Genomic DNA, 18,888 nt, shown 5'->3' with positions numbered 1-18,888 from the left:
CGGGCCTGCCCGCCGTCGGCGGTGATCAGCGTGGACAGGATCTTCACGGCCGTCGTCTTGCCCGCGCCGTTCGGGCCGAGCAGCGCGAAGACCGTTCCGGTCGGGATGTGCAGGTCGATCCCGTCGAGTACGACCTTGTCGCCGTAGGACTTGCGGAGACCGGTGGCGGAGATGGCGGCCGGTGACGGGCGGCCGTCCGTCTGAATAGGCATGGGCATGACAGAAGAAGGCATGGGGCCCTCCTGGGGAAGGGTGAAGGAAGGGGGGGGCTGTTCGGGCGGTGGTGCTCAGGCCTTGGCGCGGCGGATGTCGATGTTTCCCCAGTTGCTCCTCGCGCGGATCTTGACGGTCTCCTCGGTCTCCTCCGGGGCCTCGGACGCGGCGAGCGTGTTGCGCACGTGCCCGCGGTTGGAGTTGACGTCCAGCCAGGCGGCGGTGCCCGAGCGGATGCCGATCTCGATGGAGCCGTTGGAGGTCTCCAGCTGGACCTCGCCACGGGAGACCTCGGCGATGCGAAGGGTGCCGTTGGTGGCGGTGCCGGTGACCGACGACTCGGCGCGCATGATGTCGATGCTGCCGTTGGCGCCGCTGACGCGCAGTTCGCCGGTCACGGTGCCGACGGTCGTGGCGCCGTGCGAGTTCTTGAGGACGGCGTGGCCGTCGACGAAGCCGACGCGCAGGTTGCCCGAGCTACTGGTGATCTCGGCCGCGCCCTCGACCCGTTCCACGGTGGTCTGACCGTGCGAGGCGGTCAGGTGCAGGGGGCCGGTGGTGTCGAGGCGGACGTCGCCTGCGGAGGTCTTCGCCCGCACCTCGCCGAACCGACCCTCGCCGATCAGGCTGGACCCGGCGCCCGTCATGTCGATGCGCGATCCGGTGGGCAGTTCCACCGTCACGTCGACCATGCCGCCGCGCCCGAGCAGATTGGCCTTGGGCGTGGTGATGGTCAGGACGCCGCCGGCGTAGCCGACCTCGGTATGGTCGGCCGCCCGTACGTCCAGGTCCTTCCTGGGGGACCGGGGCCGCACCTCGACGGCGGTGTCGACGCGGTCGCTCGCGATGAACTGGATGGAGCCGGCGTAGACGTAGGCGGTGACCGAGATCGGTTCGGGGGTGTCGAAAGAAGCCATGGCTGTCCCGTCCTCTTGACTCTTCAGGTCGTCCCGGCAGGTGGGACGTGATGTGGGTGAGGTGGTGGGGGCTGGGCGCGGTCAGCGCACCCAGCCCGTGATGCTCTGTCCGACGGTCTGGGACTTCTCCGGAGCGCGCGGCCGGGTGCCGCCGCCGACCGCCGCCGACACGGCCCGGACGAGCCACGCGTTGACCGACAGGCCCTCGCGGGCCGCGGCCTCCTCGGCGCGGGTCTTGAGGTGGGCCGGCAGGCGCAGGTTGACACGGGCGGTGCCACCCTCGTCGCCCTCGGCGGGAGCCGGTGCCGGCAGCGGTTCGACGGTGGTGTCCGGCTCCGCGGGGGCGCCGGCGCTGGGCGGGAGCGTCACCACGAAGTCGGGGTCGAGGCCCCGGAGCCGTACGTCGACCGAGCCGGGAGCGAGTTCACGGGTGATCTCGTCCGTCGCGGCGGAGAGCACGTTGAGCATGGTCAGCCGGGCCGCCGACTCCAGGGGAGCGGTGAGCCGCTCGGCCAGCTCGCGTGCCTCGTCGCCGCCGGCCTCGGCGGCCACCGCGAGTTCGCGGCGGAGGTTGTCGACATACGGGGTGAGGTCCATGACGTCATCATGGCACCACTATGGCGCCATGCGCAAGCGTTGCGGTGGTGTCACGCGGGCCGCCCCCGTCTGAATCATCTCTGACCTGCAAGAATGTGCTGGCGTCATGGTGATTGCGTGTGGCGTCAGATATGCGTGTCCGTGACCGGTGATGCGAAATGGCGCCATGTGGCACCAGCTGGTGCCACATGGCGCCATTTCCAGGGGCCGGCGTGTCAGATCACGCCGCGTCCCGCACCCTGCCCGTGAACTCCGGGCCCGGCACCGGCTCCCACCTCTCGTCGTACGTGAACAGCTGGGCCCTGAGGGACTCCGTCGGCTCCGCCGGCTCGTCCCGGACGGTGGGGACGGTCACCTGTGCGGTCGTCTCGCCGGCGGGGACGGAGAACCACAGGCTCGTGCCGTCCTCCATCAGCCCGGACAGCGGCCGGGCGGGATTCGGCACACTGCCGAACTGCGCCTCCAGCCAGGCCGGGTCGACGTCCGCCGTGGAGAGCTCCGGGCCGTCGGTCACCGGCTTGAGTCGGATCTCGCCCGAGATGTCGGCATCGGCCGGAGCGGAGAGCGTCACCTTCCAGCTCAGCGCCGAGCCCTCGGTCACGTCGTCGGCGACGGGCGTCGGGCGCACGGTGGGCATGGCGTCGTCGTTCCGCGCGGTCACGCCGCCCCTGTGCGCTCCCACGACGGTGCCGCGCACCGCCTTGACGAAGGCGTCGTGCCACACGTCGTAGCCGAAGCGCGTGTTGCCCCGCACCTCGACCGGCACGTCGATGTCATGGCGTCCCGGACGCACCGTCACGGTGCGGGACGTGACCTGGTCGGTGCCCGGCACGGGCACGAACAGGCGGACCTGCCCGCTGCCCCGTCCGGAGACCGTCACCGGCACCCGGTAGGTCCGGACCCCGGAGTTCCCCTCCGCGACGGTCAGGCGGCCGAGGTCGACGCGCGTGAGCGGGGCGGGGTGCACCGCCGGGGTGCCGGGGCGCCAGCCCCACGCGTCCATCAGCCAGGCGCTGCCGGCGCCGCCGCGCGGGGTCAGTTCGAGCGTGCCGATCCGCTTCAGGTCCACGCCCGCCCGGGCCGCAGCGGCCAGTGGTACGCGGACCTCACGGCTCCAGTACGCGGCGGTTCGCGGGCTGCCGGGCAGGCCGTCGACGCGGGTGCGGCCCAGGGCCGCGCGGCGGCCCGAGGCGTCGGTCACGGCGACGTCCAGTTCGGTGCCGGTGCTGTTCGGCGGGACGATCACGCGCAGCGCCAGGGACTCGGCGCCCGCGAGGGAGACCGGCCGCGCCGAGCGGACCGCGACCGGGCTTCCCGTGCCCGTCCACTTCACCGCCACGGCGTCGCGCCCCGGTTCGGGAGAAGCCTCCCAGTGGGCGAAGTGCGGCGACGACCCCTCCTCGGGCGCGAGGCAGGCGCGGGCGGCGTCCGGGTCGATCTGGGCGCACAGCCGGCCGCCGCCGGAGACGGTGACCGAGGAACCCGGCACGAACGCCGGGGTGCGGTGCGCGCCGACGGCGTGGGTGAGGACCCGCGCCGGTCCCGCCGAGGGCGCGCGGCGGCCGGTGCCGTCGAGCAGCGGCCGGACCGCGTCGTCACCCCCGACGAACAGCCGGGCGGAGGCCGCGATGTAGGTGGCGCCGGCGGCCTGCTGCTGTGTGGCCGTCAGCCGGGTCGCGGTGCCGGGGGAGCAGACGGGGTCGACCCCGTCGTCGGACGAGAAGTCGTCCATGGCCGGTGCCTTCGCCTGCCCCGGAGTCCACTCGCTGTTGAAGAAGTTGTGGTTGGCGCCGACGACGTAGGCCGCGCTGTGCAGGGCGGCGCCCTTGCTGACCCCGCGGGTGCCGTCGACGTAGATCTGGCCCTGGAGGTCGGACACGTCGCCGTCACAGCCGGGCAGGATGGTCGTGGAGGGCACGTCGGGGGCCGGGTTCTGGCCGAACAGCGTGGGCCCGATGAGGACGTTGCCGCGGATCTTCCACCGTACGGGGCCCCGGTAGCCGTCCTGGGCGGCGGGCGGTGGGTTCAGGCTGTCGAGGGCGGCCCGGTTGACGCCCTCGCCGCCGCGGGAGTGGCCGACCAGGAGCACCCGCGAGAGGTCGGCGGGCGCGGTCTTCCGTACGGCCGCCGGGGCCGAGGCCCGGTGCGCGGACCAGTCCGCCCAGCGGGCGAGGTGCAGCCGGACCAGGGAGGAGCGGGCCTGGGCGCCTGCGTCCTCCAGGTCGCCGTCCTGTCCGTTGATGCCGTTCGCGGCGATGGACACCGTCACGTACCCCTGGGAGGCCAGCAGCCGCTGGGTGCGCAGATAGCCCTGCTCACTGGGGATCGGCCGGGTGCCCGCCGGGCACGGCCAGGTGATCCGGAGGTCCTCCGTCCCGGGGGTGTAGCAGGTGTCGTGGCGGCCGTGCAGGAAGAGGGCGACCGGCCGCTTGCCCGGCGCTCCGGCCGGGCCGACGACGGTGGCGCGCATCTCGACGGGCTGCGGGAGGCCGGGCAGGCGCACGGAGCTGAGGGCGTACTCGCCGCTGACGGTCCGGTAGCGGCCCGGGACTCCGGGGTCGACCGGGTTCGCGGGAAGCGGGGCCGGCGGTACGGCGGCGGGGGCGAGGGGGCGTTCGGTGGCGGCACCGGCGCGGCCCGCCGCGTCCAGTCGCCGCCCGCCGGCCGTCACCCGCAGTTCGGTGCCCTCGTCGAGCCGGATTGCCCCGAGGGGCAGGGCGAAGGAGCGCCCGTCCGGCCGGGCGAGCGGGCGGCCGAGGAGCCGGTCGCCGGCGTGGAACTCGACCCGGGCGTCGCCCGCGGGGACGCGTTCGGGCGCCGTCCAGACCAGCTGCCTGCCCGCACCGGTCCCGGTGACCTGCCAGCCCTCGGGGAGGGTGAGCTCCCCGAGCCGGCTCCCCGGGGATGCCGACGGGGACGGTTCGGTCCGCGGTGTTCCGGGTGAAGGCTGTGCGGACGCCGGCCAGGGCGACGCCGCCGTCAGCGCGAGTAACGCCGCGGCGGTGGTCACGCCGCGTGTGACACGTATCAAAGCGGTCTTCCTCACGATCGGTCTCGTCGGGGCAGCGGGAGGAGGCCGGTCGCCCGGCCTCCCCGGTGCCACTCTCGTTTCGTGAGGACGGTGAACGACACCCGTCGGTTGTCTCATGCGGCGTCAGGGCATCGACACGGGACGGGTGTCGGCGACGGGAAGGGCCGGCCCGGGTGGCGTGGAAGCCACCCGGGCCGGCCCCGGAGTCGCGGTGAGGATCAGGCGATGTCGAACCGGTCCAGGTTCATCACCTTGTCCCACGCCGACACGAAGTCCTGAACGAACTTCGCCTTCGCGTCGTCGCTCGCGTAGACCTCGGCCAGCGCGCGGAGCTCGCTGTTGGAGCCGAAGACCAGGTCGGCCCGGCTGCCCGTCCACTTGACCGCGCCGGTGGCCGTGTCACGGCCCTCGAAGGTGTTCTGGTCGGCGGACGTGGACTTCCACTCCGTGCCCAGGTCGAGCAGGTTGGCGAAGAAGTCGTTCGTCAGCTTGCCCGGGGTCCCGGTGAGGACACCGAGCGAGGACTGCGGCTGGGTGACGCCGAGGACGCGCAGGCCGCCGACGAGGACGGTCAGCTCGGGCGCGCTCAGGGTGAGCAGGTTCGCCCGGTCGATGAGCAGGTACTCGGCCGGGAGACGGTTGCCCTTGCCCAGGTGGTTGCGGAAGCCGTCCGCGGCCGGCTCCAGGGCGGCGAAGGACTCGACGTCCGTCTGCTCCTGGGAGGCGTCCACACGGCCGGGCGTGAACGGCACCTCGACGGAGTGGCCCGCGTCCGCGGCCGCCTTCTCGACCGCCGCGACGCCCGCGAGGACGACGAGGTCGGCGAGGGAGACCTGCTTGCCGCCGCTCTGCGCGGAGTTGAAGGACTCCTGGACGCCCTCCAGGACGCGCAGCACCTGCGCCAGCTCGTCCGGGTTGTTGACCTCCCAGTTGCGCTGCGGCTCCAGGCGGATGCGGCCGCCGTTGGCGCCACCGCGCTTGTCGCTGCCGCGGAAGGAGGAGGCGGCGGCCCAGGCGGCGGAGACCAGCTGGGTGACCGTGAGGTCCGAGCCGAGGATCTTCTCCTTGAGGGAGGCGATGTCCGCGGCGTCGACGAGCTCGCCGGTGCGCGCCGGCAGCGGGTCCTGCCAGAGGAGCTCCTCGGACGGGACCTCGGGGCCGAGGTAGCGCACGACCGGGCCCATGTCGCGGTGGGTGAGCTTGTACCAGGCGCGGGCGAAGGCGTCCGCGAACTCGGCCGGGTTCTCGTAGAAGCGCCGCGAGATCTGCTCGTAGACCGGGTCGAAGCGCAGCGACAGGTCGGTGGTGAGCATCGTCGGGAGGTGCTTCTTCTCCGGGTCGTACGCGTCCGGGATGATCGCCTCGGCGTTCTTGGCGACCCACTGGTGGGCGCCCGCCGGGCTCTTGCTCAGCTCGTACTCGTACTCGAAGAGGTTCTTGAAGAAGCCGTTGCCCCACTGGGTCGGCGTGGTGGTCCAGGTGACCTCCAGGCCGCTGGTGATGGCGTCGGCGCCCTTGCCGCTGCGGAAGGTGCTCTTCCAGCCGAAGCCCTGCTCCTCCAGGGAGGCGGCCTCCGGGTCCGCGCCCACGTGGTCGGCCGGGCCGGCGCCGTGGGTCTTGCCGAAGGTGTGGCCGCCCGCGATGAGGGCGACGGTCTCCTCGTCGTTCATCGCCATCCGGCGGAAGGTCTCGCGGATGTCGCGGGCCGCGGCGATCGGGTCCGGGTTGGCGTTCGGGCCCTCCGGGTTGACGTAGATGAGGCCCATCTGCACCGCGCCGAGCGGGTTCTCCAGCTCGCGGTCGCCGGTGTAGCGCTCGTCGCCGAGCCAGGTGGTCTCCGGGCCCCAGTAGACGTCCTCGTCGGGCTCCCACACGTCCGCGCGGCCGCCGGCGAAGCCGAAGGTCTCGAAGCCCATCGACTCCAGGGCGACGTTGCCCGCGAGGATCATGAGGTCGGCCCAGGAGATGTTCTGGCCGTACTTCTTCTTCACCGGCCACAGCAGACGGCGCGCCTTGTCCAGGTTGCCGTTGTCCGGCCAGCTGTTGAGCGGCGCGAACCGCTGCTGGCCGGCGCCGGCGCCGCCGCGGCCGTCGCTGATGCGGTAGGTGCCGGCGCTGTGCCAGGCCATCCGGATCATGAACGGGCCGTAGTGGCCGAAGTCGGCGGGCCACCAGTCCTGGGAGGTGGTCAGGACCTCGGCGATGTCCTGCTTCACGGCAGGCAGGTCGAGGCTCTCGAAGGCCTTCGCGTAGTCGAACTCCTCACCGAGCGGGTTGGCCACGGCGGGGTTCTTGGCGAGGATCTTCAGGTTCAGCCGGTTCGGCCACCACTGGGTGTTGCCGCCGCTCTGGGTGGGATGTGCGGCACGCCCGTGCGCGACGGGACAACCGCCCGCGCCCTCCGCCTTCGCGTCGGTGGCGATTGCTTCGTGGTTCTCAGACATGGGAATCCTTCCGGACCTGGCGGACACAGTGCTCAGGAAGTGCGTTCGGCGGACGGGCCTCGCGCGGGTCTCACGTGTGCTTTCTCCCGCCGTGCTGGAGTCTTCCTGTCCCTTGGCCATCTTCGAAACCGATCCTACGATGGACGTAGTCCAAGTCAAGAAGCACGCCAAGTTCGCCGATGCCGATGAGGTGAGACATGAGTGACCTGCTGGAGCGACTGCGCGCGCGTGGCTGGCGGATGACGTCCCAGCGCCGCGTGGTCGCGGAGGTCCTGGCCGGGGACCATGTGCACCTCACGGCGGACGAGGTCCACGCGCGCGCGGTCGCGCGCCTGCCGGAGATCGCCCGGGCGACGGTCTACAACACCCTCGGCGAGCTGGTGGCCCTGGGGGAGGTCGTGGAGCTCTCCACGGACGGGCGGGCCAAGCGGTACGACCCGAACGCGCACCATCCGCACCAGCACCTGGTCTGCTCGAACTGCGGGATCATCCGAGACGTCCACCCGACGGGGGACCTCCTGGCCGTGCTGCCGCCCGCGGAGCGGTTCGGTTTCACGGTGTCGACGGCGGACGTCACGTACCGGGGCCTCTGTCCGGGCTGCGCCTGAGTACGGAACGACGAGAGGAGCCCTCCACCGGTGTCGGTGGAGGGCTCCTCGGTGTTCTGCCGCGGTGCGGACTACTTCAGGACGGCGAGAGCGTCCTCGTAGCTCGGCTCGTCGGCGATCTCGCCCACGAGCTGGGCGTGCAGCACCGTGTCGTTCTCGTCGAGGACGACGACGGCACGGGCGGTCAGGCCGGCCAGCGGCCCGTCCGCGATCTCCACGCCGTAGTTGGTGTGGAACTCGCGGCCGCGGAGCGTCGAGAGGTTCTTGACGTTCTCGAGGCCCTCGGCGCCGCAGAAGCGGGCCTGCGCGAAGGGCAGGTCGGCGGAGATGCAGAGGACGACCGTGTTGTCCAGCTGTCCGACCTTCTCGTTGAACGCGCGGACCGAGGAGGCGCACGTCGGGGTGTCGACGCTCGGGAAGATGTTGAGGACCTTGCGCTGACCGGCGAAGTCCTTGAGCGACTTGTCCGCCAGCCCCTCGGCGACGAGCGTGAAGTCGGGGGCCTGGCTGCCGGGGGCCGGCAGAGCGCCGTTGACCTGCACGGGGCTGCCCTTCAGCGTGACCTGGGCCATGGGGATCTCCTTCAGACGTAAGAGTGACAACGGGGGGAATCGTACGGAAGGCGGGCCCGCTCCCACGACACGGGCCACCGCGATCGTTTCCGGGTGATTCACGGACATGAACGACCGGCCCGCGCGTGACGGGTCCCGTGAGTGACCCATGGAGGGACTTCGGTGTGAACGGGCCGTCTTGACGCCTCTGGTGCAGACCTTTAGGTTCCCCCCTCGACAACCCTCGTCCGTTCACATACGTGAAGAAGGGGTAACTCCATGACTCGATGGTTCACCGCCCCCCTGCTCCTCGCCGGCCTCCTGGCCGCCCTGGTCGCCGCACCCGGAGGCGGCCGCGCCGAAGCCGCCCCGACCACGTTCGTCCACCCCGGCGTCCTGGTCTCCCGGGGACAGCTCGACTTCACCCGGGAACAGGTCACCGCCGGGGCGCAGCCCTGGAAGGGTGCCTACGACCAGATGCTGGCGAGCAAGTACGCCTCCCTCGCCCGCGTCCCGAAGCCCCGGGCGGTCGTCGAGTGCGGCTCGTACTCGAACCCCAACTACGGCTGCACCGACGAACGCGAGGACGCCCTCGCCGCGTACACGCTCTCCCTCGCCTGGTACGTCACGCGCGACAGCCGGTACGCCGAGAAGGCGATCGAGATCATGGACGCCTGGTCCGCGGTGATCACCGACCACACCAACTCCAACGCGCCCCTCCAGACGGGCTGGGCCGGCTCCTCCTGGCCGCGGGCCGCCGAGATCATCCGGTACACCTACACCGGCTGGCCGCAGACCCGCGTCGACCGCTTCGCGGGCATGCTGAGGAACGTCTACCTGCCCGAGGTGACCAACGGCTCCCAGTCCAACGGCAACTGGGAACTCAGCATGACCGAGGCGGCGATCGGCATCGCCGTCTTCCTGGAGGACCGCGCCGCCTACGACAAGGCCGTCACCAAGTTCCGCGGCCGGGTCCCCGCGTACATCTACCTCACGAGCGACGGCGCCCTGCCGAAGGCCGCGCCGGGCAGCGGGCTCGACACCCGCGACGAGATCGTCCGCTACTGGCAGGGGCAGACCACCTTCGTCGACGGGCTCACCCAGGAGACCTGCCGCGACCTCACCCACACCGGCTACGGTCTCTCCGCGATCTCGCACATCGCCGAGACGAGCCGGATCCAGGGCCAGGACCTCTATCCCGAGGTCGCCGACCGGCTGCGCCACGCCCTCGGCCTCCAGGCCAAGTACGAACTCGGCGAGCCCGTCCCCTCCTGGCTCTGCGGCGGCACCCTCAAGGACCACCTCGGACCCGTCACCGAGGTCGGCTTCAACGCGCTGCACGGCCGCCTGGGGTACGCGATGACGAACACCCAGAAGCTCACCGAGGCCGGCCGGCCCGCGGGCACGAACAACCTCTTCGTCGCCTGGGAGACCCTCACCCACGCGGGCAACCCCCGCTGACGTCAGCCCCGGACCGCGGTGGCCCGGGCCGCCGTGAAGCGGGACGGCGGTGTGCCGAAGGTGCGCGTGAAGGCAGCCGTGAACGCCGCCGGGGAGGCGTACCCCAGGCGGCCGGAGACCTCGCTGACCGTCGCGGTGCGCAGCAGGGCGACGGCCGCCAGGAGCCGGGCGCGGGACCGCCAGACGGCGGGGCTCTCGCCCGTCTCCGCACGGAACCGCCGGGTGAACGCCCGCTCGCTCAGCGCGGTCACGGCCGCCCAGTCGGTGTTGGTCACCGTGGCGTCCGGCGCGGCCAGATACTCCCGGCACAGCGCCGCGAGGTCCGCGGAGACGGGGATCCCGACGTGGAAGGGGAGCGGGGAGCGCGCGGCGATCTCGTGCAGGAGCAGCGTCGCGATGGCGCCCTCCCGCCCCGACAGGCTGTAGTCGGCCGTGAACTCCACCGCCGCGAGCAGCAGTTCGCGCAGCAGCGGCGGCACGTCCACGACCGTGCAGCGCGCCGGCCACCACGGGACGGCGCCCGGCTCCACGTACAGACTGCGCGTGCTCACCCCGAGCATCCGGACCCGGTGCGGGGTCGCGGCCGGGATCAGGACGGCCCGCTCGGGCGGCACCGTCCACGTGCCGTCGGCGGTCTCGACGACCATGACGCCGGTCGCCCCGTAGAGGAACTGCGCCCGCCGGTGCTCGTGCCACTCCAGGACGTGCCCGGCGGGATAGTCGGTGCCGATCGGCAGGACGGCGCGGTCGAGATGGTCGACCTCGTCCAGCGGGATGTTCTTCACCGGACCACCGTACTGGCCGAGACACGAAGGAATCCTGCCGACCATCGCATGCGGGAACCCCCGGCCGCCTGGTGATCTTGACCCATGGACGTGGTGATGCTGATGGCGATCGGGCTCCTCACCGGAGCGACGACGGTCTTGTTCGGGTTCGGCGGCGGGTTCGTGGCGGTCCCGGTCGTGGTGTGGGCGGACGCCGCCCTCGGGGCTGCGGCCGTCCCGGTGGCCACCGCCACCTCGGCCCTGGTGATGCTCGCGAACGCCGCCTTCGCCACGGCCGTCACCCCACGGCCCGTGCTCCTCGCCCTGCGCGGCAGCGGCGCGCTGCTGCCCCTGCTCGCGGCGGGCGCCTGCGCCGGGGCGTACGCCTCCCGCTTCGCCCCGCCGGCCCTGGCCCGCTGGGCGTTCGTCGCCTACACCGCCCTGACCGCCCTCGACATGCTGCTCCGGCCCGGATTCCTCCGCGCCGCGAGCGGGCCAAGCACCGAGCCGGTGCGGGCCCCGCGGCCGCTGCCGGCCGGCGCCGGCGCCCCGATCGGCGCGGTCGCCGCCTTCCTCGGCGTCGGCGGCAGCGTGATGACCGTCCCCGCGCTGCGCCGGGCCGGTCACCCCATGCGGGTGGCGACCGCGCTCGCCAACCCCCTCACCCTCGCCGTCGCGCTCCCCGCCGTCGCGGTCTCCCTCGCCGGCTCCCCGCCCCCGGTCTCCACCGTCGGCGGCACCGGCCTGGTGGGCCTCGTCGACCCGTACGCGGCGGGGGCGCTGCTCCTCGGAGCCCTGCCGGTCATCGCCGTGCTGCGCCGCCGCCCGCCCCGGATCCCGGACCGCGTCCACGCGTGCGCGTACCTGGGGCTGCTCACCCTGGTGGCCCTCGCGATGGTGTTCACCGGGCCCTAGGGGGTGCCTTGCCCGCCCGCCCCGCTGCCGGGGCGGGCGGGCCCGGGGCGGTCAGCTCCCCGCGCGGGACCGGTAGTCCTGCCTCAGGGCGTCGAGGATCTCGGCGGCCTCCGTGAGGTCCGCCTTCCGGCAGCGCGCGGCCCCCGCGGTCAGCCGGGCGGCCGCCTCCTGGGTCCGGCCGAGACCGTTCCCCTCGATCAGGGCGGCGATCCGCACGGCCTCGGCCCGCGGCACCTCTCCCGCGTCCCCGCCCCGCTCATGGGCGGCGATCGCGGCCTCCGCCTCGGCGAGGGCCTCCTCGAAACGCTCCGCCTCCGCCAGGACGCGGGCCCGGCGGTAGTGCACCTCGCCGCTCTCGTACCAGGACGCGAAGCCCTCGGTGTCCTCCGGCACGGCGCCGATCACCGCGTCCGCCCGCGCCAGGTGCTCCAGGGCCGCGTCGAGCCCCTCGGCGTCCCGGGCCGCCATGGTGAGCCGCGCGAACTCGCGCGCCATGTGCGTGATCAGATGCGCATGCGGCGCCTCCGCGTGCGCGGCGAGAGCGCGTTCGTACGCGGTGTCCGCCGCGTCCCAGCGGTCGGCCAGCGCGAGCGTGATCGCCGCCTCGGCCGCCACCAGGGTCAGGATCGGACCGCGGTCCTCCCACCCGGCGACGGTGTCCGCGAGCCGCAGGAGCTCCTCGGCCGCGGCCAGGTGCTCCTCCAGCTCCCGCAGCCCGCGCGCGAGGTTCAGCCGCGCCTGGGCCAGCGGCCGTTCGCCGATCGAGGCGGCCGCCTCGTCGGCGAGCACGGACTCCAGTACGGCGACGGCGTCCGCCCGCTGCCCCGAGCGGCCCAGGACGTCGGCGAGCTGGAGCCGTACCTCGGTGGCCTCGTCGGCGGCCCCGTCCTGGTCGAACCGCGCGGCCGCCTCCGACAGATGGCGCACGGCGCCCGCGGTGTCCCCGAGGTGCCCGGCCGCGTGGCCGAGCAGGCTGTACGTCGGCGCCATCGGGAAGGCGGCGTCGTCGTACCGCACGGCGTCCGCGATCGCCCGGTGGAGCAGCTCCGCCGCCTCCGCCGGCTCCTCCCGGGCGAGGAGGAACTGGGCGAGCAGGGCGCGTGGCCGCCCATTGCGCCAGGGGCGCTCCGCCGCCTCGTTGTCCACCAGAGCGGCCCGCAGCTCCGCCTCGGTGCCGGCCAGGTCACCGCGCCGGCCCGCGACCTCGGCGACGAACTGACGCACGTTGGCCACGTGGTGGGGGAGCGAAAGCCGCTCCGCCTCGGCGCGCATCGTGCCGGCGCACTCCTCGAAGCGCTCCAGGGCGGCGTCGGAGACCTCCGGGAACGTCCGCACCAGCGCCTGATACGCGGCGAACGTGCGGGAGTACAGCACGGCGAGGTACGCGAGCCGGCGGTCGAGCGCCGCCTCGTCGCCGGCCACGGCCCCGCCCTCCCCGAGCTCCCCGCCCGTGAGCGGGGCCTCGGTCATGAGCCGCTCCGCCGCGCGCAGGATCTCGTCCAGACCGGACCGGACCGCCTCGGCGTCCTGCGGCGCCGCGCCCTCCGTCACGTCGGACGCGGCCGCCCACGCGAGGGCGCGGCTGCGCGCGGACAGCGCCTGCCAGGGCATCCCGGCGCCCTCGTAGAGGACGGCCGCCCGCTCCAGCTCGGCGATCGCCTCGGCGTCCCGGTCCTCCCGGCTGAGCGCGAACGCCCGCTGGTCGGCGAGCTCGGCCCGCAGCAGGTCCTCGGGGCCGAGCCGGTCGTCGTGGGCGGCGGACCCGTCGGCGAGCCGCTCCTCGACACGCGACCAGAGCCGGTCGTCGCCGGGATGCCCCACGCGCGCCATGCGCCGCGCCTCGCGCACCAGCTCCACGAAGTCCCCGGGAATCTCCGGCCCGCCGGCCGCGGCGGGCGCCGGGGCCGGCGCGGCCGACGCCGCCGGGGCACGGACGGCGGACGCCCGCAGGCCCAGCGGGAGCGGCTCGTCGAGCAGCGGGCGGCGGGCGAGGCGCGCACCGCGCCGGTCGCCGACGGCCGAGGTGCCGTTGCGCGCGTCGAAGGCGGCGGTGAGCCGGTCCGCCTCGGCGCGGACGTGGGCGAGGAGCCCGCCCGCCGTCCAGTTCCGGCCGGGCGGGCCGGCCACGGGGGTGTCCGTGTGCCCGTCCTCGACGAGCCGGGCGAGCAGCACCTCGACACCGGTGAGGAACTCCAGGTGGGCCAGCGGGCCGCCGTCCGCCTCGAACAGCGGGCGGTTCTCCGCGAGGATCTCCAGGCCGCGCCCCTCGTTGCGGGAGAGCGCGCAGAACTCCAGGTGCAGGCCGACCTCCTCCTGCATGCCGGTGTTCCCGCGCACCCGCCGGTAGCCGGTGAGGTGGTGCGAGCGGGCCTCGTCCGCGCGGCCGAGGCGGAGCAGCGGCAGCAGCGCCTGCGCCTGGCTGGCCTGCGGCTCCTCGGCGCAGGTCTGGAGGTGTCCGAAGACCGGCTGCCAGGTGTCCAGGGCGCCGGCGTCGTCGCCCGCCGCCACCTGGCGCCGGGCGAGGTGCCGGGTCTCGCAGGCCTCGCAGTCGCTCAGCTCGGTCCGGGGGCGGGTGGCCCACAGGTCGTAGGCGTCGGCGGTGCCCAGACCGGTGTGGACCGCGACGTGGTAGCGCATCGCGGCCACCGGCTGCATGCCGTGCCCGGCCTTCTCGTACCGCTCGCGCATCTGGCCGACCCAGCCGTGGACGGTGGCCAGGGGCATCTCGGGCACCTGGAGCAGGGAGGTCGTCACCCACTTGAAGCACCAGAAGACCTGGTGGGCCTCCCACTGGCTGAACGACTCGGGGGCGGAGTCCCACAGCTTGAGCAGCCGGGCGAAGGCGACGGGCGCCTTGCGGTGCTCGCCGGTGAACACGTACGCCGTCATCAGTTCCAGGAGGGCCGTCACGAGCGTGTCGGGCTTCTCGAAGGACTCGGCGGCCTCGACGAGCTCCTCGGCGGTGACGGTCCGCTGCAGCCCGTGGGGACGGCCGTGGTTCTCGCGCAGCGCCTCGACGACGGCCTCGGGGGTGTCCAGCATCTCTACAGTTCCTTCCGGGGCTCGGTGCCGGGGGCGTCCGGGCCGGGGTGGTGCATGGCGTGGGTGAGCAGACCGATGAAGGCCCGGTTGAGCAGCGCGCTCTCGCTCGCCCGCAGCGGCCGGCGGCTGAGCAGCAGCGCCTGGCCGTAGAGGGCCTCGGCGGTCGTCACGGCAAGGCCGCGTTCGGCGATGGTGATCGCCTGCCGGACCAGCGGGTTGAGGTGGTTCAGGACGAGCTGGGCGCGCGGGGTCTCCTGGCGCAGCGAGCCGAGGATGTCGGCCCACAGTCCGTCGCTGTCGGCGGCCAGGCCGGACCTGGTCCGCTCGTGGCGCGCCTCGCGGTTGTCCAGGAGCAGGGCGGGCGCGGTGACGGGCTGGAAGTCGCGCAGGACGACGTCGCAGTCGTGCACCGCGATCGTCTCGCGGGCGATGGCGAGGAAGGCCGCGGCGCGCAGTTCGGCGGTCGGGTCGACGGCGTCGAGATGGGCGGTGACCGTGGCCGGGTCGAGGTCCGTGACCGTCGTGCCCGGACGGATCTCGGGCAGCCGGTGCACCAGGTCCCGGTCGTAGGTGTAGCCGCCGTTGACGACGCCCAGACCCGCGGCGGCGGCGATCGGCGCGACCTGACGGAACTCCTCGACGCTGCGCGTGACCAGGACCGTCGGGTGCGTCCGTACGAACTCCTCCAGGGTGACGTTGCCGTCGGTGGTCTCGAACGGCAGCCACGGCAGCACGATGCGCAGCAGCTCGTCGTCGTAGCGGGCGAGCGCCTTGACCGCCAAATGGTGGGTGTCGATGAAGCGGTGCAGGAGCGACGGGTCGCTGGCGGCGAGCCCGGTGAGCCAGTCCCGGATCCGGTCGCCCAGCGCATCCCGTACGGCGGACAGCGTGCCGTCCTCGTACAGCGCCTCCCGGGACGCGGTCGGCCGCAGACTGGTCGTGTCGACCACGCAGCGGACGAAGAACGCCCACTCGGGGAGCAGTTCGGGCGCCTGGTCGGTGAGCAGCATGCCCTTGAGGTGCACCCGGTGCCCCGCGCGCTGCGCCGGGCTCACGGCCGTCGGAAGCACGTACGCGACACCGCGAAGACCGGCCGCCGGCAGGTCGAGCTCGACGCTGTCGAGCGGTGTGAAGCCGAAGAGGTCGCGGCAGTACGCGGTGAGGGCCTCGCGGCGCGCCAGCGGGGAGCGGTGCTCCCGCTCCCACGGCGGCGCCTCGTTGATCCGGTGGGTCTCGCCCCGGGGGCCGACGACGGTGACCTCGTGCCGCAGCAGACCGCCGTAGTGGCGGGCCAGCGACACGACCTGCTCCGGGCTCGTCCACTCGGCGTTGTCGGCGCGCGGGGTGAGGCGGACCGTGGTGCCCGGCTCGGGCACGGCCGAGGCCGGCAGGGTCCGGATGGTGTAGCGGCCGTCGGAGTGGCCGCGCCACTCGACGGCGGGCGCCGACGGGTCGGCCGCGGACCGGCTCACCACGGTGATCTCGTCGGCCACGACGAAGCAGGCGAGCAGACCGATGCCGAACTGGCCGATGAACTCCCCGCGGGCGGCGTCGAGACCCGCGCCGTCCAGGGCGCCGTCGGCGGTGCGCTTGGAGCTGCGCCCGATGGTCGCGAGGAACCGGTGGACATCGGCCTCGGTCAGACCGACGCCGGTGTCGGTGACGGTGAGGGTCTCACCGGTGCGGACCGTGATGGTGCCGGGGGCTCCGGGCGTGAGTGCCTGCCGGGCGGTGATGGCGTCCACGGCGTTCTGCAGCAGCTCGCGCAGGTAGACGCGGGGGCTGGAGTAGAGGTGGTGGGAGAGCAGGTCGACCAGACCGCGCAGGTCGACCTGGAACGTGTGGGCGGACTCGGAAGGGTGCACCTGACGGAGTCTTTCGGTGGGTGCGCCCGGCCCGGGAAGGACGCGGGCGGGAAGCGGAAGGAAGGGGTACGGGAGGGCCGGCGGTTTCCCGGCCGGGGAGCGTCTGCGGTCTCGGGACCGGAGGGACCCGGCCGGCCGCGCGGCGGCGGGAGGGGGCGTCCCGGCTCAGCGGCCGGCCGACGAACGCTGCTTGCTGTACGCCGCGGCAGGGTCGGAGCCGTCCAGGTAGTACCAGGGGAACTCGGTGACGCGCCCCTCGGTGGCGCGGAAGCACTCCCGGGCGGCGTCCCGCTCCCCGGCCAGCGAGAAGGCCATCGCGAAGGTGTTGAGGACCTGGAGCCAGGCGCCCCGCCGCACGAAGTCCGGGTGCAGGTAGGAGTGCTCGGCCGCCTCCCGCAGGGACTTCGTCACCTCGGGCCGGCGCATGTACGCGGCGTCCGCGCCCGCGTCGAGGGAGAGCCACTCCTCGATGTGCGCGACGGCGACGAGCTGCCCCAGGAGCGTGCCGCCCGGGGCGCCGAACGCGGACGCCCGCGCGAAGGCGTGCATCTCCTCGTGGGAACCGCCCCACTTGTCGCAGACCTGCTGCAACTGCTGCTGGTGGGCCTCCAGGTGCCGCGGGTCGCGCCGCACCGTCGCCTCGAAGCGGCGCCGCGCGACGACCTGGCCCACTTCGAGGCCGCGCCCGGTGACCTGGAGGCCGTACCAGGGCGAGGACCACAGCGGTTCGCGCTCGGCCGCCTCGTACAGCCACTCCTCGGCCGTGCGCAGCCGCGAGTGGAACAGCTCGAACTGCGCGCGCGTGACGTCCTTGGCGCGGGCGCCGGTCCGCGCCTCCCACCCCCAGCTGAGGTGGCGGATTCCGGCCACGAGCCGGGGCAGCGCCGCCTCCGGCTCCGCTTCGAGGACCTGGGTGATCCACCGCTCCACCCCCGCGGTGTCACCCACGGCCCACAGGAGCTCCGTGCGGCCCTCGCTCTCGGGGCGTGCCTCGAGCACCTCCCGCACCGTGGCCCAGTCCGCCGCCGCGGCGGCCTCGCGGACGCGGCGGACGTCCGGATCCCCGGAGTCCTTGTCCAGCCGCGCTGCCGGCCGGCCCGCCCATTTCCCCAGCGTGAGCCCCCATCCACGGAGCAACGCCATGTCCCCACCCCTTGCTGTGTGCGAACGGGGCGGCCAGTGATCACCCGCCCCGTGGACGTAGTGACTATCACGCGCGACCGACAATCGCACAGCAGTTTCACTCCGGTGCCCGGCGCAGGGCACGGACGGCCGGTACGGAGAGCATGACGGCGATCAGCACGAGGCCCATGACCGAGGAGAAGAGCAGGACGCGGTCGGCGCCCACGCCGTCGGCGGCCGGGCCGGACAGGGCGCGGCCCAGCGGGATGACCATGATGGAACCGGCGACGTCGTAGGCCGAGACACGGCTCAGGACGGCCAGGGGGATGTGCGACTGCACGCTCGTCGCCCACATGACGCCCCAGAAGGCGAACCCGCAGCCGGCCACGACCCCGGTCACCGCCGTGACCGTGAACGACCACCCGAGGGCGGGTGCCAGGGGGTTGAGGGAGAAGAAGAACATGGCGCACGCGCCCGCGACGAGCGGACGGCGCGGCCGGACCCGCATGCCGAGCAGTCCGCCGACGATCGTCCCGGCGCCGTCGGCGGAGGCGATCCAGCCGTAACCGCTCGCGCCGTGCTGCTCGGTGAGCAGCGCCGCGCCCAGCGGCAGGGCGGGGCCGAAGACGAACAGGCCGTAGACGGCCCACACGGCGATGACCCCCCACAGCCAGGAACGGGACCGGAACTCGTGCCATCCGGTGGCGAGGCGCCGCAGGATCGGCTCGTCGCTCTCGTCCCGGGCCGTGCAGAGCGTCCGCAGCGGCGCCAGGCCGAGCGCGCTGCACGCGTACGCGGCGGCGATGACCACGAAGGACCCGGCGACGTCCCAGTACGCCACGAGCAGGCCGGAGAGACCGGGGCCGAGCAGGGTGCAGATCGACTCGGAGACGCGGAGCAGCGCGTTGGCCCGCTGGATGTCCTCGGCGACCCGGGGCACCAGGCTCGCCAGACCCGGCTGGAACATGGCGGTCGCGGCGCCGCTCAGCGCGAGCAGCGCCATCATGTGCCACAACCGCATGTCGCCGGCGGCGAGGAGCACCGCGAGCGCCAGCATGGCCACCATGCGCACCACGTCGGCGCCGACCATCATCACCTGCGGGGTGAACCGGTCGGCGAGCACTCCGCCGAACAGCACCAGCAGGACGATCGGCGTCATCCACGCGGCCAGCGCGTAGCCCACGCCAGCCGCCCCGTATCCCGCGCCGAGCACGGCGGTCGTGAGCGAGACCATCAGCATGCCGTCGGCGAGGAGCGAGGTGCTGCGGGCCGCGAAGAACAGCCGGAAGCGCCGCGAACGCCACGGGCTGGGAAGGGAGTTCTGCTCCCGCTGGACGGTCGTGTCATTCGTCGTCATG

Annotated in this window: 14 protein-coding genes; 3 read left to right on the top strand and 11 right to left on the bottom strand. The window is 73.5% G+C overall.

From position 1 onward, the window contains the following. The 5 genes from ACF07V_RS38505 to katG all read right to left on the bottom strand — a co-directional run. Window positions 1-233: ATP-binding cassette domain-containing protein (locus ACF07V_RS38505; protein ID WP_392160826.1), on the bottom strand; the 233-nt coding region annotated here is incomplete at its 3' end. A 54-nt stretch (window positions 234-287) separates the two neighbouring features. Then, a complete protein-coding gene (locus ACF07V_RS38500) occupies window positions 288-1,130 on the bottom strand; it encodes a DUF4097 domain-containing protein (protein WP_392160824.1) in 843 nt (280 codons plus the stop codon). Between the two features lie 81 nt (window positions 1,131-1,211). Next, entirely contained in the window at window positions 1,212-1,727 is a 516-nt protein-coding gene (locus ACF07V_RS38495) for a toxin-antitoxin system HicB family antitoxin (RefSeq protein ID WP_392160823.1), read from the bottom strand. Between the two features lie 220 nt (window positions 1,728-1,947). Further along, window positions 1,948-4,758, bottom strand: a complete 2,811-nt coding sequence (locus ACF07V_RS38490; protein WP_392160821.1) for a hypothetical protein — start codon at window positions 4,756-4,758, stop codon at window positions 1,948-1,950. 218 nt (window positions 4,759-4,976) lie between these two features. Further along, window positions 4,977-7,202, bottom strand: coding sequence for a catalase/peroxidase HPI (gene katG / locus ACF07V_RS38485; protein WP_392160819.1), 2,226 nt, complete (start codon window positions 7,200-7,202; stop codon window positions 4,977-4,979). Between the two features lie 197 nt (window positions 7,203-7,399). Between katG and ACF07V_RS38480 the strand changes: the two genes are divergently transcribed. Further along, window positions 7,400-7,810 (top strand): Fur family transcriptional regulator, encoded by a 411-nt coding sequence (locus tag ACF07V_RS38480; protein ID WP_392160817.1) that lies wholly within the window; start codon window positions 7,400-7,402, stop codon window positions 7,808-7,810. Window positions 7,811-7,881: 71 nt separating this feature from the next. On the opposite strand, the gene tpx is transcribed toward ACF07V_RS38480, so the two are convergent. Beyond that, entirely contained in the window at window positions 7,882-8,382 is a 501-nt protein-coding gene (gene tpx / locus ACF07V_RS38475) for a thiol peroxidase (RefSeq protein WP_392160815.1), read from the bottom strand. Window positions 8,383-8,640: 258 nt separating this feature from the next. Between tpx and ACF07V_RS38470 the strand changes: the two genes are divergently transcribed. Beyond that, entirely contained in the window at window positions 8,641-9,822 is a 1,182-nt protein-coding gene (locus ACF07V_RS38470) for an alginate lyase family protein (RefSeq protein WP_392160813.1), read from the top strand. A 2-nt stretch (window positions 9,823-9,824) separates the two neighbouring features. On the opposite strand, the gene ACF07V_RS38465 is transcribed toward ACF07V_RS38470, so the two are convergent. Continuing rightward, window positions 9,825-10,607, bottom strand: a complete 783-nt coding sequence (locus ACF07V_RS38465; protein WP_392160812.1) for an AraC family transcriptional regulator — start codon at window positions 10,605-10,607, stop codon at window positions 9,825-9,827. An 84-nt stretch (window positions 10,608-10,691) separates the two neighbouring features. Here ACF07V_RS38465 and ACF07V_RS38460 point away from each other — a divergent pair, with 84 nt between their 5' ends. After that, entirely contained in the window at window positions 10,692-11,501 is an 810-nt protein-coding gene (locus ACF07V_RS38460; RefSeq protein ID WP_392160810.1) for a TSUP family transporter, read from the top strand. Window positions 11,502-11,552: 51 nt separating this feature from the next. On the opposite strand, the gene ACF07V_RS38455 is transcribed toward ACF07V_RS38460, so the two are convergent. The 4 genes from ACF07V_RS38455 to ACF07V_RS38440 all read right to left on the bottom strand — a co-directional run bounded on the left by ACF07V_RS38455 (window position 11,553) and on the right by ACF07V_RS38440 (window position 18,887). Beyond that, window positions 11,553-14,543, bottom strand: coding sequence for a hypothetical protein (locus ACF07V_RS38455; protein WP_392160808.1), 2,991 nt, complete (start codon window positions 14,541-14,543; stop codon window positions 11,553-11,555). 2 nt (window positions 14,544-14,545) lie between these two features. Next, window positions 14,546-16,408, bottom strand: coding sequence for an HSP90 family protein (locus tag ACF07V_RS38450; RefSeq protein WP_392160807.1), 1,863 nt, complete (start codon window positions 16,406-16,408; stop codon window positions 14,546-14,548). A gap of 165 nt (window positions 16,409-16,573) precedes the next feature. Further along, window positions 16,574-17,551 carry a hypothetical protein gene (locus ACF07V_RS38445; protein WP_392160805.1) on the bottom strand — a complete coding sequence of 326 codons (978 nt, stop codon included), beginning with the start codon at window positions 17,549-17,551 and terminating at the stop codon, window positions 16,574-16,576. A 97-nt stretch (window positions 17,552-17,648) separates the two neighbouring features. Beyond that, entirely contained in the window at window positions 17,649-18,887 is a 1,239-nt protein-coding gene (locus ACF07V_RS38440) for an MFS transporter (RefSeq protein ID WP_392160803.1), read from the bottom strand. Window position 18,888 lies beyond the last annotated feature (1 nt).

Origin of the sequence: Streptomyces sp. NPDC015661 (assembly GCF_043077765.1) — a bacterium.
GTDB lineage: Bacteria > Actinomycetota > Actinomycetes > Streptomycetales > Streptomycetaceae > Streptomyces.
The sequence above is the reverse complement of the archived record's forward strand: the minus strand, read 5'-3'. Positions and strand labels throughout refer to the sequence as shown.